The organism is Pseudomonas sp. 37 R 15 (assembly GCF_900004865.1).
Lineage (GTDB): Bacteria > Pseudomonadota > Gammaproteobacteria > Pseudomonadales > Pseudomonadaceae > Aquipseudomonas > Aquipseudomonas fluorescens_AM.
This window is the reverse complement of record NZ_CVTV01000020.1, coordinates 324,225-338,704: the sequence shown is the minus strand read 5'-3', so window position 1 is coordinate 338,704 and position 14,480 is coordinate 324,225. Positions and strand designations below refer to the sequence as shown.

At 61.9% G+C, this 14,480-nt stretch carries 11 protein-coding genes; 10 read left to right on the top strand and 1 reads right to left on the bottom strand.

The genetic code is table 11. The features are described from left to right. Window positions 1–104: 104 nt before the first annotated feature. The 10 genes from BFQ04_RS06755 (at window position 105) to BFQ04_RS06710 (ending at window position 13,465) form a co-directional block, all read left to right on the top strand. A complete protein-coding gene (locus BFQ04_RS06755; protein ID WP_065950131.1) occupies window positions 105–2,324 on the top strand; it encodes a primosomal protein N' in 2,220 nt (739 codons plus the stop codon). A 742-nt stretch (window positions 2,325–3,066) separates the two neighbouring features. After that, entirely contained in the window at window positions 3,067–4,803 is a 1,737-nt protein-coding gene (argS, locus tag BFQ04_RS06750; protein ID WP_065950130.1) for an arginine--tRNA ligase, read from the top strand. 1 nt (window position 4,804) lies between these two features. Next, the gene (locus BFQ04_RS06745) at window positions 4,805–5,506 is read left to right on the top strand and encodes an SPOR domain-containing protein (protein WP_065885706.1); all 702 of its coding nucleotides are present in this window, start codon (window positions 4,805–4,807) and stop codon (window positions 5,504–5,506) included. A 258-nt stretch (window positions 5,507–5,764) separates the two neighbouring features. Further along, complete coding sequence (gene hslV, locus BFQ04_RS06740; protein WP_003171209.1) at window positions 5,765–6,295, top strand: ATP-dependent protease subunit HslV; 531 nt, start codon at window positions 5,765–5,767, stop codon at window positions 6,293–6,295. Between the two features lie 37 nt (window positions 6,296–6,332). Further along, window positions 6,333–7,670, top strand: a complete 1,338-nt coding sequence (hslU, locus tag BFQ04_RS06735) for an ATP-dependent protease ATPase subunit HslU (RefSeq protein ID WP_065950129.1) — start codon at window positions 6,333–6,335, stop codon at window positions 7,668–7,670. A gap of 79 nt (window positions 7,671–7,749) precedes the next feature. Continuing rightward, window positions 7,750–8,127 carry a gamma-butyrobetaine hydroxylase-like domain-containing protein gene (locus BFQ04_RS06730; protein WP_065950128.1) on the top strand — a complete coding sequence of 126 codons (378 nt, stop codon included), beginning with the start codon at window positions 7,750–7,752 and terminating at the stop codon, window positions 8,125–8,127. Between the two features lie 247 nt (window positions 8,128–8,374). Then, window positions 8,375–10,054, top strand: a complete 1,680-nt coding sequence (gene phaC / locus BFQ04_RS06725) for a class II poly(R)-hydroxyalkanoic acid synthase (protein ID WP_065950127.1) — start codon at window positions 8,375–8,377, stop codon at window positions 10,052–10,054. A gap of 145 nt (window positions 10,055–10,199) precedes the next feature. Then, window positions 10,200–11,045, top strand: coding sequence for a poly(3-hydroxyalkanoate) depolymerase (gene phaZ / locus BFQ04_RS06720; protein ID WP_065950126.1), 846 nt, complete (start codon window positions 10,200–10,202; stop codon window positions 11,043–11,045). An 89-nt stretch (window positions 11,046–11,134) separates the two neighbouring features. Then, a complete protein-coding gene (gene phaC, locus BFQ04_RS06715) occupies window positions 11,135–12,817 on the top strand; it encodes a class II poly(R)-hydroxyalkanoic acid synthase (RefSeq protein ID WP_065950125.1) in 1,683 nt (560 codons plus the stop codon). A 27-nt stretch (window positions 12,818–12,844) separates the two neighbouring features. Beyond that, complete coding sequence (locus tag BFQ04_RS06710) at window positions 12,845–13,465, top strand: TetR/AcrR family transcriptional regulator (protein WP_065950124.1); 621 nt, start codon at window positions 12,845–12,847, stop codon at window positions 13,463–13,465. 109 nt (window positions 13,466–13,574) lie between these two features. Here BFQ04_RS06710 and BFQ04_RS06705 read toward each other — a convergent pair whose 3' ends face one another. After that, window positions 13,575–14,471: a phasin family protein gene (locus BFQ04_RS06705; RefSeq protein WP_065950123.1), complete on the bottom strand. Its 897-nt coding sequence runs from the start codon at window positions 14,469–14,471 to the stop codon at window positions 13,575–13,577. Between the last annotated feature and the right edge of the window lie 9 nt (window positions 14,472–14,480).

Sequence of the window (14,480 nt, the reverse complement as noted above, 5' to 3'; positions counted from 1 at the left end):
CCTGAAAACCGCCTTTCATCAGAAAACCACGGCATACCCAAGCCCTCCCCTGTCTGCTAGGCTCCCGCCCCTGCGCCACCACCTGCCTAGATGAGACCCTCCGCGTGCCCGACGCCATTTTGCGCCTCGCCCTGCCCTCGCCCCTGCGCCGCCTGTTCGATTACCGGGCGCCGGCGGGTGTGCCGCGTGCGCAGTTGGAGCCCGGCATGCGCGTGCGCGTGCCGTTCGGGCGCAGGGAGATGATCGGCATCCTGGTGGAAGTCACCGACCACAGCGAAGTGCCCGCCGAAAAGCTCAAGCCGGCCATCGCCCTCCTCGACGCCACCGCACCGCTGCCGCCCGCGCTGTTCAAGCTGTGCCTGTGGACCGCGCAGTATTACCAGCACAGCCTGGGCGATACCTTGAGCTGGGCGCTGCCGGTGCTGCTGCGCCAGGGCGAACTGGCCGAAGCGCGCCAGGAACGTTTCTGGTCGATGGTGCCCGGCGCGCGCCTGGACGACCCGCGCATCGCCCGCGCGCCGCGCCAGCGTGAAGCCCTGGCCACCCTGGCGCAGCACCCCCATGGCGTCGCCCATCAGCTGTTGAGCAAGCTGATGCTGAGCAAGGACAGCCTCGACCTGTTGCTCGCCAAAGGCCTGGTGCAGGTGGAAATCCGCAAGCACGCCCCCGACCCGCGCCATGAACACTGGCTGGCCCAGCCGGAGCTGCCGCTGAACCCCGAACAACGCGCCGCCTATGAAGCGATCCGCGCCGGGTTCGACAGTTTCCACGCGTTCCTGCTGGCCGGCGTCACCGGCAGCGGCAAGACCGAAGTGTATTTGCAGTTGATCCGCGAAACCTTGCAAGCCGGCAAACAGGCGCTGGTGCTGATCCCCGAGATCAACCTCGGCCCGCAAACCCTGGCGCGTTTCGAACAGCGTTTCAACGCCCGCATCGCCCTGGTGCACTCGGCGGTCAACGACCGTGAGCGCCTGGAGTCATGGCTGGCGGCGCGGGATGGCGAAGCCGACATTATTATCGGCACGCGCTCGGCGCTGTTCACCCCAATGAAAAATCCGGGCCTGATCATCGTCGACGAAGAGCACGACGGCTCGTATAAACAACAGGAAGGCCTGCGCTACCACGCCCGCGACCTGGCCCTGGTGCGCGCGCGCCAGGAAGACATCCCGATTGTGCTCGGTTCGGCCACGCCATCGCTGGAAAGCCTGCATAACGCCTACACCGGTCGTTATGGCCTGCTACGCCTGAATGAGCGTGCAGGTGGCGCCAAGCAACCGCGTTTCCTGCGCCTGGATGTAAAAAGCCGACCGCTGGACAGCGGTATTTCCGGCCCGATGCAGCAAGCCATCGGTCAGACCCTCGCCGCCGGCCAGCAAGTCCTGGTATTCCTCAACCGCCGCGGTTTTGCGCCGACGCTGCTGTGCCACGACTGTGGCTGGATGTCCGAATGCGAGCGCTGCGATGCGCGCATGACCGTGCATCAGCGCTACGGCGAACTGCGCTGCCACCACTGCGGCCATGTGGAGCCCGTGCCCCGCCACTGCCCACAATGCGGCAAGGTCGACCTGCGCCCGGTCGGTGCGGGCACCGAGCGCGCCGAAGAGCGCCTGGGCATTCTGTTCCCGGATTACCCGGTGCTGCGGGTGGACCGCGACAGTACGTCGCGCAAAGACGCGATGAACCAATTGTTCGCCACCATCCAGAAAGGCCAGCCGTGCATCCTGGTCGGCACGCAGATGCTTGCCAAAGGGCATCACTTCCCACGGGTGACCCTGGTGTCGATCCTGGATGCCGACGGTGGTTTATTCTCCGGCGACTTTCGCGCCAGCGAGCGCATGGCGCAGCTGATCGTGCAGGTCGCCGGCCGCGCAGGGCGCGCTGAAGAGCCGGGCCGGGTGATTATCCAGACGCACCTGGCCGACCACCCGCTGCTGATTCAACTGACCGAGCAAGGTTACTTTGCCTTCGCCGAACAGGCGTTGAGCGAGCGCCGCGCCGCCGGGCTGCCGCCGTTTGCGCACCTGGCGTTGCTGCGCGCCGAGGCACATAAACCGGGCCAGGCCGAGAGCTTTCTGGACGAAGCCTGCAGCGCCGCTGAACGTTTACGGGTAGAGCTGGGGCTGAGCGGCATCGAATTGCTCGGCCCGGTGCCCGCGCCCATGGAACGCCGCGCCGGACGGTATCGCGCTCAGCTACTCTTGCAGGCAACGTCCCGCGCGCCGCTGCATCGGCTATTGAGCAGCTGGTTGCTGGCCCTGGAGCAAATGCCCAGCGGCCGGCAGGTGCGATGGTCACTGGATGTAGACCCGGTCGATTTGTATTGATAGCCAGCCAGCTCACACATTTTGAAATATAAACACCGTAAATGTGGGAGTGGGCGAGCCCGCGATGAGCATAGGTATCTACAAAACGCTGTAGCGCTCAACCGTAACCACGATGCAACACGAATCGGTAACCACGATGCGAAGCGAGTCGCCCTTGATCTTGATCTTGATCTGCTTTTGATCTCAGGCGCCCCGTTAAACCACGCTGGCCGAACGCAGGCTTGAATCCGTGGGTAACCCGGCAGGACGCCGGGTTAGCCGCACTGGGCCATGGATGGCCCATTGCGGCGGCCCACGGATTCAAGCCGGAGAGAGGGCACACCGAGCCTAGGCGAGGTGCCGAGTGGTGGGGCAAGAGCGTTTTGCTTACTTTTGCGCTTTCAAAAGTGAGCCGCCGTAAGGGCGGAACCGATGGCGGCCGTTACCGCAGAAACGGATATGTACTCGTTCCAATCCAGCATCCTGGTCGGCCCAGAGGCCGCCATCGGGGGCAAGCCCCCTCCCACATTTGAACCTCGGAGCATCAGATAGATAAGCGTTGGCCGTGCGGCCGTCACAAGAGCAAGCGCCCTCGCCACAGCTGCGGTGTCGCACCAAAATTGTGTAGATACCCATGCCGCGATGAGGCCCGCAGGTCTACCAACCCTCTTGAACGGTTGGCAAGCCCGCCCTCGCCACGGATAATGCCCAGTTTTTCCACCTGCGCATCGCGCGCCGCCGCTTGCGGTCGAAAGAGAACACCATGAAAGACACCATTCGCCAGCTGATCCAACAAGCCCTCACCCAACTCGTCAACGAAGGTGTGTTGCCTGAAGGCCTGTCGCCGGCGATCCAGGTGGAGAACACCCGCGACAAGACCCACGGCGACTTCGCCAGCAACATCGCGATGATGCTGTCCAAGCCTGCGGGCATGAAGCCACGCGACCTGGCGGAAAAAATCATCGCCGCGCTGCCGGCTGACGCCAGTGTCACCAAAGCCGAAATCGCCGGCCCCGGCTTTATCAACTTCTTCCAGAACACCCAGGCCCTGGCCGCGCGCCTGGATGCCGCCCTGGCCGACGCGCACATCGGTGCACGCAAGGCTGGTGACAGCCAGCGCGTGGTCATCGACCTGTCGGCGCCAAACCTCGCCAAGGAGATGCACGTCGGCCACCTGCGCTCGACCATCATCGGCGACGGCGTGGCGCGGGTCCTGGAATTTCTCGGCGACACCGTCATCCGTCAGAACCACGTGGGCGACTGGGGCACCCAGTTCGGCATGCTGATGGCCTACCTGCAGGAAAACCCGATCACCAGCAACGAGCTGGCCGACCTGGAAAACTTCTACCGCGCGGCCAAGAAGCGCTTTGACGAATCCGAAGAATTTGCCGACCGTGCGCGCAGCCTGGTGGTCAAGCTGCAAGCGGGCGATAAGGAATGCCTGGAGCTGTGGGGGCGTTTCCGCGATATTTCCCTGTCCCACTGCCAGGAAATCTACGAGCTGCTCAACGTCAAGCTGACCATGGCCGACGTGATGGGCGAAAGCGCCTACAACGACGACCTGATCAATGTGGTCAACGACCTCAAGGCCGCGGGCCTGCTGGTCGAGAGCAACGGTGCGCAGTGCGTGTTCCTTGAGGAATTCAAGACCGCCGATGGCGAGCCGCTGCCGGTGATCATCGTCAAGGCCGATGGCGGTTACCTCTACGCCACCACCGACCTGGCCGCCGTGCGCTACCGCAGCGGCGTGCTCAAGGCCGATCGCGCGCTGTATTTCGTCGACCAGCGCCAGGCCCTGCACTTCCAGCAAGTGTTCGAAGTGGCGCGCCGTGCCGGCTTCGTCACCCATCCGATGCATATGGAGCACATGGGCTTCGGCACCATGAACGGCGCCGATGGCCGTCCGTTCAAGACCCGCGATGGCGGCACGGTGAAGCTGGTCGACCTGCTGACCGAAGCCCAGGAGCGCGCCTACAGCCTGGTCAAGGAAAAGAACCCGGAACTGGCTGAGGCCGACCTGCGCAATATCGCCCGCGTGGTAGGCATTGGCGCGGTGAAATACGCCGACCTGTCCAAGCATCGCACCAGCGACTACAGCTTCAACTTCGACCTGATGCTCAACTTCGAAGGCAACACCGCCCCATACCTGCTGTACGCCTACACCCGTGTGGCCGGCGTGTTCCGCAAACTGGGCAAGGACTTCAGCGAAGTCGAAGGCCGGATCGTGCTGGACGCACCCCACGAACAGGACCTGGCCGCCAAGCTCGCGCAGTTCGGCGAGGTGCTCAACAGCGTCGGCGAGAAAGGCACGCCGCATATCCTCTGCACCTACCTGTACGAAGTGGCCGGCCTGTTCTCCAGCTTCTACGAGAACTGCCCGATCCTCAGCGCCGACGATGAAGCCCAGAAGCAAAGTCGCCTGCGCCTTGCCGCACTGGCTGGACGGACCCTAAAGCAAGGCCTGGAGCTGTTGGGCCTGGAAACTCTGGAGCGCATGTAAGTTGGCAGCCAAGAAAAAACCTGCACCCAAGCGCGGCGCCAGCCGCTACCAGGCCCCGGCCAAGCAGCCGATTCCGGGGTGGCTGTGGATGGCGATCGGCCTCACGGTCGGCGCATTCGTTGTATTCCTGATGAAGCTGGAGCCCGGCCAGGGCGATGACGTCAAGCGCGTCAAACAGGAGCAGCAGAAAGCCACGAAAATCGCCGAGGCCAACAAGACTGCGCCGAGCCCGACGGTTCCGGTGAAACCGAAGTACGATTTCTACACGCTGCTGCCGGAATCGGAAGTGATCGTGCCGCCCGACGCCGTGCCGGAGAAAACCCTGCCGACGCCGCAAGTGCCGACCACACCTGTAACGCCAGCGGAAGCGGCGAAGATCGACACCGCGCGCGCCCAGGCAGCATTGGCCGGCATTACCCCACCGCCAGCGCCTCCAGTGGCAGAGACCAAAGCAGCGCCGGTGACCAAGTTCTTCCTGCAGGCGGGCTCGTTCCCCAAACAGGCGGACGCGGACCGTGTACGCGCGCAGATCATTCTGTTGGGCCAGTCGGTGACGGTGGAATCCGGCACCGTGAAGGAAGCGACCTGGTATCGCGTGCTGGTAGGCCCGTTCAGCAACCGCGAACAGCTGACCGTGGCGCAGAAACAGTTGGCCGGGGCAGGCTTTAGCAACCTGCTGTTACAACAGCGCCAGAGCCGCTGATCTCGGCTCAACCGCAATTAAAATGTGGGAGGGGGCTTGCCCCCGATGACGGTAGACCAGTCCATATATTCAGCGACTGGTACACCGCTATCGGGGGCAAGCCCCCTCCCACATTTGGTTTTGCGGTGTTCTTGAATAGGTGTCGGAGCCATAAACACCACTCGTCCGCGCTGCCGTCCTACGGTTGAAATCCCCTCCACCACCCCCATATCAGTTTCCATCAGGGCATTTTCGCCCCGCTGCGTGGAGACTCTCCCCTTGACCACCATCGTTTCAGTACGTCGCCACGGCAAAGTCGTCATGGGCGGCGACGGCCAGGTTTCCCTGGGCAATACCGTGATGAAAGGCAACGCCAAGAAAGTGCGTCGCCTGTACCACGGCCAGGTGCTTGCCGGGTTCGCCGGCGCTACCGCCGACGCCTTCACCCTCTTCGAACGTTTCGAAGGCCAGCTTGAGAAACACCAGGGCCACCTGGTACGCGCCGCCGTAGAGCTTGCCAAGGAATGGCGCACCGACCGCTCCCTCAGCCGCCTGGAAGCGATGCTCGCCGTCGCGAACAAAGACGCGTCCCTGATCATCACCGGCAACGGCGACGTGGTTGAGCCCGAACATGGCCTGATCGCCATGGGTTCCGGCGGTGGCTACGCCCAAGCGGCGGCCAGTGCGCTGCTGAAGAAAACCGACCTGTCGGCGCGTGAAATCGTCGAGACCGCCCTGGGTATCGCCGGCGATATCTGCGTGTTCACCAACCACAACCAGACCATTGAGGAGCAGGACCTCGCCGAATAAGCCCCAGGCTTATTCCCGCTTGAGGCCGCCAGACACTATGTCCATGACCCCCCGCGAAATCGTCCATGAACTCAATCGCCATATCATCGGCCAGGACGATGCAAAGCGCGCCGTCGCCATTGCGCTGCGTAACCGCTGGCGCCGGATGCAACTGCCCGAAGAACTGCGCGTTGAAGTCACGCCCAAGAACATCCTGATGATCGGCCCGACCGGCGTCGGTAAAACCGAAATCGCCCGGCGCCTGGCCAAGTTGGCCAATGCTCCATTCATCAAGGTGGAAGCGACCAAATTCACCGAAGTCGGCTATGTGGGCCGCGACGTCGAGTCGATCATCCGCGACCTGGCTGACGCCGCCTTGAAGATGCTGCGCGAACAGGAAGTGACCAAGGTCAGCCACCGCGCCGAAGATGCCGCCGAAGAGCGCATCCTCGATGCGCTGTTGCCACCGGCGCGCATGGGCTTCAACGAAGACGCCGCACCGGCCTCGGATTCCAACACCCGCCAGCTGTTCCGCAAGCGCCTGCGTGAAGGCCAGTTGGACGACAAGGAAATCGAGATCGAAGTGGCCGAAGTGTCGGGCGTGGATATTTCCGCGCCGCCTGGCATGGAAGAAATGACCAGCCAGTTGCAGAACCTGTTCGCCAACATGGGCAAGGGCAAGAAGAAAAGCCGCAAGCTCAAGGTGAAGGAAGCCCTGAAGCTGGTGCGCGACGAAGAAGCCGGACGCCTGGTCAATGAGGAAGAACTCAAGGCCAAGGCCCTGGAAGCGGTCGAGCAGCACGGCATCGTGTTTATCGATGAGATCGACAAAGTGGCCAAGCGCGGCAACTCCGGCGGCGTCGATGTGTCCCGCGAGGGCGTCCAGCGTGACCTGCTGCCGCTGATCGAAGGCTGCACGGTCAACACCAAGCTGGGCATGGTCAAGACCGACCATATCCTGTTTATCGCTTCCGGTGCCTTCCATCTGAGCAAGCCAAGCGACCTGGTACCTGAGCTGCAAGGCCGCCTGCCGATCCGCGTGGAACTCAAGGCGCTGACCCCGGGCGATTTCGAGCGCATTCTCAGCGAGCCGCATGCCTCACTGACCGAACAGTACCGTGAATTGCTGAAAACCGAAGGCCTGGGCATCGAGTTCCAGCCGGACGGGATCAAGCGCCTGGCGGAAATTGCCTGGCAGGTCAACGAGAAGACCGAGAACATCGGTGCGCGTCGTCTGCACACCTTGCTTGAGCGCCTGCTCGAAGAGGTGTCCTTCAGTGCCGGCGACATGGCCGGTGCGCAGAATGGCGAAGCGATCAAGATCGACGCGAATTACGTCAACAGCCACCTGGGCGAATTGGCGCAGAACGAAGACTTGTCGCGGTACATTCTGTAAGCCGCAAGCTGTAAGCTACAAGCCGCAAGCTGAATACACTCAACTTGCAGCTTGTAGCTTGCAGCCCAAGGTGTCCCCCATGTCAAAATCCCCCACCGCTGTTAATTTGCACAAAATCTCCAACACCCTGGGCCTCACCTACGGCCCGGACGAAGCCTACCAACTGCCCGCCGAATTCCTGCGCGTGCACTCGCCTTCCGCCGAGGTCCAGGGTCACGGCAAACCTATCCTGCAATTCGGCAAGCTCAACGTCAGGTTGATCAAGCTGGAACCGGCCGGCCAGTACGCACTGAAATTGACCTTCGACGACGGCCATGACAGCGGATTGTTCACCTGGGATTACCTTTATCAACTGGCCGTGCGTCAGGACGCGCTGTGGGCCGATTACCTGGCCGAGCTGAAAGCTGCCGGAAAAACCCGCGATCCGAGTCAGTCGGTCGTGCGGCTGATGCTCTAGTCCAGGCTTCTTGCTCTTTAGAGGGCATTTTCTAATTCCATCTGCTTGAATGCCTTGTCTCGTGGTCAACGATTGGCCCGCTTGCGAAAAAAATTAAACTCGGGTAACCAATGGAGCTGGCAAGTTCCCTGCATTTGACGATGCGGTATCAACGGTCACCCGAGCGCAGTACCAGGCTGGTGTCGTGTATCGAAATGGGTGCGCAGCAATCGCCGGTACTCGTCTTTCGGACAATGGAGCGTCGTAGATGAGTAACAAGAATAACGATGACTTGAAACGGCAGGCCTCGGAAAACACCCTGGGGTTGAACCCGATCATCGCGTTACGCAAAAAGGACTTATTGGCCTCGGCGAAGATGGTGCTGACCCAAGCCATCAAGCAACCGTTACACAGCGTCAAACACGTGGCCCATTTCGGGGTGGAGCTCAAGAACGTCATGTTCGGCAAATCGGCGCTGGTGCCGGAAAGCGATGACCGTCGCTTCCATGACCCGGCCTGGAGCCAGAACCCACTCTACAAACGTTATCTGCAGACTTATCTGGCGTGGCGCAAGGAACTGCACGACTGGATCGGCGACAGCAATCTCTCGGAACAGGACATCAGTCGCGGCCACTTCGTGATCAACCTGATGACTGAAGCCATGGCGCCCACCAATAGCGCAGCCAACCCGGCGGCCGTCAAACGCTTCTTTGAAACCGGCGGCAAAAGCCTGCTCGATGGCCTTTCCCACCTGGCCAAGGACATGGTGCACAACGGCGGCATGCCCAGCCAGGTCAACATGGGCGCCTTTGAAGTGGGCAAGAGCCTGGGCACCACCGAAGGCGCCGTGGTATTTCGCAATGATGTGCTGGAGCTGATCCAGTACAAGCCCATCACCGAGCAGGTGCACGAGCGACCGCTGCTGGTGGTGCCGCCGCAGATCAATAAATTCTATGTATTCGACCTGAGCCCGGACAAGAGCCTGGCGCGCTTCTGCCTGCGCAATGGGCAGCAGACCTTTATCGTCAGCTGGCGCAACCCGACCAAGGCCCAGCGCGAGTGGGGCCTGTCGACCTATATCGAAGCGCTCAAGGAAGCCGTCGATGTGATCACGGCCATTACCGGCAGCAAGGACGTGAACATGCTGGGCGCCTGCTCCGGCGGCATCACCTGCACCGCGCTGCTGGGCCACTACGCGGCGCTGGGGGAGAAAAAAGTCAACGCCCTGACCCTGCTGGTGAGCGTGCTGGACACCACGCTGGACACCCAGGTGGCGCTGTTCGTCGATGAACAGACGCTCGAAGCGGCGAAGCGCCATTCCTATCAGGCCGGTGTACTGGAAGGCCGTGACATGGCCAAGGTGTTTGCGTGGATGCGGCCCAACGACCTGATCTGGAATTACTGGGTCAACAACTACCTGCTGGGCAACGAGCCGCCGGTGTTCGATATCCTGTTCTGGAACAACGACACCACGCGCCTGCCGGCCGCCTTCCATGGCGACCTGATCGAGCTGTTCAAGAACAACCCGCTGGTGCGCGCCAATGCCCTGGAAGTGTGCGGCACGCCCATTGATCTCAAACAGGTCACGGCCGATATCTATTCACTGGCCGGCACCAACGACCACATCACGCCCTGGCAGTCCTGTTACAAGTCCGCACAATTGTTTGGCGGCAAGGTGGAGTTCGTGCTGTCCAGCAGCGGGCATATCCAGAGCATCCTCAACCCGCCGGGCAACCCCAAGTCGCGTTACCAGACCAGTGAGGGCCTGGCGGGCACAGCACTGCAATGGCAGGAAAACGCAACCAAGCACACCGACTCGTGGTGGCTGCACTGGCAGGCATGGCAGGCGGAGCGGGCAGGCAAGTTGAAAAAAGCCCCGACAACATTAGGTAATAAAACCTACGCTGCGGCCGAAGCGGCACCGGGCACCTATGTACACGAACGCTAAATTGAAATGCGGTCAATGTGGGAGGGGGCTTGCCCCCGATAGCAGTGGATCAGCCAAAGATGTACCTCCTGATAAACCGCCATCAGGGGCAAGCCCCCTCCCACACTGACCTCACTCCGGCTGTAGTACTTCACAGGGCTTGAGCATGCCGCAACCGTTCATCTTCCGCACCATCGACCTGGATGGCCAAGCCATCCGCACGGCGGTACGACCGGGCAAGCCGCACTTGACGCCGCTGCTGATCTTCAACGGCATCGGCGCCAACCTGGAGCTGGTGTTTCCGTTCGTCCAGGCCCTGGACCCGGACCTGGAAGTGATCGCCTTCGATGTTCCAGGGGTGGGCGGCTCCTCCACGCCCAACCGGCCCTATCGCTTCCCCGGCCTGGCCAAGCTGACGGCGCGCATGCTCGATTACCTGGATTACGGCCAGGTGAATGCGGTGGGGGTGTCCTGGGGCGGCGCGCTGGCGCAGCAGTTTGCCTATGACTACCCCGAACGCTGCAAAAAATTGATCCTGGCGGCCACGGCGGCGGGCGCGGTGATGGTGCCGGGCAAGCCAAAAGTGTTGTGGCTGATGGCCAGCCCCAGACGCTATATCCAACCGTCCCACGTGGTGCGCATTGCGCCGATGATTTACGGCGGTTCGTTCCGCCGCGACGCCAAGCTGGCCGCCGAACATGCCAGCAAAGTGCGCTCGGCCGGCAAGCTGGGCTATTACTGGCAGCTGTTCGCAGGGCTGGGCTGGACCAGCATCCACTGGCTGCACAAGATCCGCCAGCCGACCCTGGTCCTGGCCGGGGACGACGACCCGCTGATTCCGCTGATCAACATGCGCATGCTCGCCTGGCGCATCCCCAATGCGCAGCTGCATATCATCGATGATGGCCATTTATTCCTGATCACCCGGGCCGAAGCCGTGGCGCCGATCATCATGAAGTTTCTCGAAGAGGAGCGCCTGCGCGCCGTGATACATCCGCGACCGGCGGTGTGAAGGACCACACCGCCGCGCAACTTGCCAGGAACCGACTATGGTTCTGAATTGGCGTGCCTCTTGATGGCTTGACGAAGGAGTGTTGGCTCATGCGAGACAGACCCGTGACAAACCCGGCGCCCACCCCCGCTGCGTTCATCAACGCGCAAAACGCGATCACCGGCCTGCGCGGCCGAGACCTGCTGTCGACCCTGCGTACCGTGGCAGCCCACGGCCTGCGCAACCCGGTGCACACCGCACGCCACGCCCTGGCCCTGGGCGGCCAATTGGGCCGCGTGTTGCTGGGGGACACGGTGCACGAGCCCAACCCCAACGACAACCGCTTCACCGACCCCACCTGGACACTCAACCCGCTGTACCGGCGCAGCCTGCAAGCGTACTTGAGCTGGCAAAAACAGACGCGCAACTGGATTGATGACAGCACCCTCAGCGCGGACGACCGGGCACGCGCACAGTTCGCGTTCGCCCTGTTCAACGACGCCGTATCTCCATCCAACACGCTGCTCAACCCGCTGGCAATCAAGGAGTTGCTCAACTCCGGCGGCAACAGCGTGGTGCGCGGCGCGAGCCATTTGTTCGAAGACCTGCTGCACAACAATGGCCTGCCGCGCCAGGTCAGCAAGCATGCCTTCGAAGTGGGCAAGACCGTTGCCACCACTGCGGGCTCAGTGGTGTTTCGCAATGAGCTGCTGGAGCTGATCCAATACAAGCCCATGAGCGAAAAACAATACGCCAAGCCCTTGCTGGTGGTGCCGCCGCAAATCAACAAGTACTACATTTTCGACCTCAGCCCGGCTAACAGCTTTGTGCAATACGCGCTCAAGAACGGCCTGCAAACCTTCATGGTCAGTTGGCGCAACCCGGATGTGCGACATCGCGAATGGGGCCTGTCCACTTACGTTGCAGCCCTGGAGGAAGCCCTCAATGCCTGCCGGGCGATCACTGGCGCGCGCGAGGTCAACCTGATGGGCGCCTGCGCCGGCGGCCTGACCATCGCCGCGCTGCAAGGCCATCTGCAAGCCAAGCGCCAGTTACGGCGCATCGCCAGCGCCAGTTACCTGGTGAGCTTGCTCGACAGCCAGATCGACGGCCCGGCCACGTTGTTCGCCGATGAACAGACCCTTGAAGCCGCCAAGCGCCGCTCTTACCAACAAGGTGTGCTGGACGGTCGCGACATGGCCAGGGTGTTCGCCTGGATGCGCCCCAATGACCTGATCTGGAACTACTGGGTCAACAACTACCTGCTGGGCAAGGAACCGCCCGCCTTCGACATCCTGTACTGGAATAACGACAACACGCGCCTGCCCGCCGCGCTGCACGGCGACCTGTTGGATTTCTTCAAGCACAACCCGCTGAGCCATCCCGGAGGCCTGGAGGTGTGCGGCACCCCCATCGACTTGCAGAAGGTCACGGTCGACAGCTTCAGCGTGGCCGGCATCAACGACCACATCACGCCGTGGGACGCGGTGTATCGATCCACCCAGTTGCTGGGCGGCGAGCGGCGCTTCGTACTGTCCAACAGCGGGCATATCCAGAGCATCCTCAACCCGCCCGGCAACCCGAAGGCCAATTACGTCGAGAACCCCAAGCTGAGCGGCGACCCGCGTGCCTGGTACTACGACGCCAGCCACGTCGAAGGCAGTTGGTGGCCGCAGTGGCTGGAGTGGGTCCAGCAACGCTCGGGCGTGCAACGCGAAACCCTCACCGCCCTGGGCAACCAGAATTACCCACCGATGGAAGCGGCGCCAGGCACCTACGTGCGCGTGCGCTGAGCTCAAGAACCACACTAAGAAGGCTGGATGAAGACCCGCGACCGTATCCTTGAATGTGCCCTGCAGTTGTTCAACCACAAGGGCGAGCCGAATGTGTCGACCATGGAGGTGGCCAATGAAATGGGAATCAGCCCCGGCAACCTCTACTATCACTTTCATGGCAAGGAGCCGTTGGTGCTGGGGCTGTTCGAACGCTTTCAATGCGAATTGGCACCGCTGCTCGATCCTCCTGCCGATGCACAACTGGAAGCCGAGGATTATTGGCTGTTCCTGCACCTGATCGTCGAGCGCATGGCCCACTACCGGTTTCTGTTCCAGGACCTGTCCAACCTGGCCGGGCGTCTGCCGAAGCTGGCCAAGGGGATTCGCAACCTGCTCACCGCGCTCAAGCGTACCCTGGCTTCATTGTTGGCGCGGTTGAAGGCGGCGGGGCAACTGGTCAGTGATACCCAGGCGCTGGGGCAACTGGTGGAGCAGATCACCATGACGCTGCTGTTTTCCCTGGATTACCAGCGAATCCTGGATCGCAAGGGTGAGGTGCGGGTGGTGGTGTACCAGGTCATGATGCTGGTGGCGCCGCATCTACTGATGCCGGCACGGCAGGCAACCGAGAGGTTTGCACTGAAATATCTGGATGACCTGGATTGAAGTGTGGGAGCGGACAAGCCCGCTCCCACACTGGAAATGCAGCGTTTTCAGGATTTCCATAAAAAACGCCCGACCTTCGCAGGCCGGGCGCTTTTGTGTCCTGTAAAAATCAGGACTGACTGGATGGCGTCGGAGTGACCGGCGTTGCAGTCGAGGTCGCGGCCGTGTGCGACGGTGCGGACACCGAATTGGCTGTCGAAGCGGCCGGTGCTGCCGCCGTGGCTGGCTTGGCCGACGCAGCAGGCTTTGGCGCTGCTGGCTTTTTCGCTACCGCGGGCTTTTTGGCCGCTGCAGGTTTAGCCGCAGGCTTGGCTGCTGATTTCGCAGCGGCGGGTTTGGCAGCCGGTTTAGCCGCAGGTTTTGCGGCGGCTTTAGCGGCCACTGGCTTGGTGGCCGGTTTGGCGGCAGCGGTGTTGGCTGCTGGCTTGGCGGCGGATTTTGTAGCAGCTTTGGCGGGCGCCTTGGCCGCAGGTTTTGCCGCCGGTTTGGCGGCCGCTTTAACCACAGGCTTGGCCGCCGTTTTCGCGGCGGGTTTTGCTGCTGCGGTTTTAGCCGCAGGTTTGGCGGCCGGTTTTGCCGCAGGCTTGGCTGCAGCAGTCTTGGCCGGCGCCACTTTGGCGCCTGTGAGTTTTTCGATTTGCCTGGTCAGGGTATCGACCTTGCTGTGCAGCGTTTTCAGTTCCGCCTTGCTCGGCACGCCCAGTCGCGAAATGGCACTGTTGAGGCGTTTGTCGAAGGTTTCTTCCAACTTGTTCCAGGTGTCGGAAATGCTCGACTTGGCCGAGCCTGCGCTCGCCTTGGCCGCATCCACTTTTTTTCCCACAGTGCTCTTGGTCAGCTTCTCGGCCTTCTCGCCGTCCTTGACCAGCGTCTCGAAGTACTTGCCGCCGTCACTGCTCACCTTCGAGTACACGCCTAAACCAGCAAGCCAGATCTTTCGGGAATATTTTTCAACTTCCCCGACCCACGAGCTGCCTTCTTTCTGAGTAGTTTTTTTAACAGCCATCCCGATGTC